Annotated in this window: 1 protein-coding gene; it reads left to right on the top strand. The window is 61.9% G+C overall.

Features of this window, described 5'->3' with window-relative positions:
* Positions 1-44: 44 nt before the first annotated feature.
* On the top strand, positions 45-946 hold a 902-nt coding region (locus NCT05_RS36645; RefSeq protein ID WP_250504798.1), incomplete at its 3' end, for an electron transfer flavoprotein subunit alpha/FixB family protein.

Here is a 946-nt window from a genome sequence, read left to right as displayed (position 1 = left end):
AAGACGCTGGTCGAAAAACTGAAGAACGAAGCGAAGGTGATCTGATGACGACTCTTGTTATTGCAGAACACGACAATGCGTCGATCAAGGCAGCGACGCTGAACACGGTTGCGGCGGCATCGAAGATTGGCGGCGATGTGCATGTGCTGATCGCGGGCTCGAACGCGCAGGGCGCGGCGGATGCGGCGGCGAAGCTCGCGGGCGTTTCGAAAGTGCTCCTCGCCGATGCGCCGCAACTCGCTGAAGGCTTGGCGGAAAACGTCGAAGCTACGGTGTTGAACATCGCGAAGGATTATTCGCACATCCTCGCTCCGGCGACCGCGTACGGTAAGAACGTCGCGCCGCGCATCGCTGCACACTTGGACGTCGCGCAAATCAGCGACATCACCGCCGTCGATAGCGCCGATACTTTCGAACGCCCGATCTATGCAGGCAACGCCATCGCCACGGTTCAATCGAGCGATCCGATCAAGGTCATCACCGTTCGCGCGACGGGCTTCGATCCGGTCGCGGCGGAAGGCGGCAGCGCAGCGGTCGAGAAGATGGAAGCCGCAGCCGATGCAGGCATCTCGCAGTTCGTGAGCCGTGAAGTGACGAAGCTCGATCGTCCGGAACTGACGAGCGCGCACATCATCGTGTCGGGTGGCCGTGGTCTGGGCAGCGGCGAGAACTACACGAAGACGCTAGAACCGCTCGCCGACAAGCTCGGCGCGGCGCTGGGCGCATCGCGCGCGGCAGTCGATGCCGGCTATGTCCCGAACGACTTTCAGGTGGGTCAAACCGGCAAGATCGTCGCGCCGCAACTGTACGTGGCGGTCGGCATCTCGGGCGCGATTCAGCACTTGGCCGGCATGAAAGACTCGAAGGTCATCGTCGCGATCAACAAAGACCCCGAAGCGCCGATCTTCAGCGTCGCCGATTACGGTCTCGTCGGCGATCTGTTCTC

Origin of the sequence: Caballeronia sp. AZ7_KS35 (assembly GCF_023631045.1) — a bacterium.
GTDB lineage: Bacteria > Pseudomonadota > Gammaproteobacteria > Burkholderiales > Burkholderiaceae > Caballeronia > Caballeronia zhejiangensis.
This window is presented reverse-complemented; position numbering and strand designations above follow the sequence as displayed.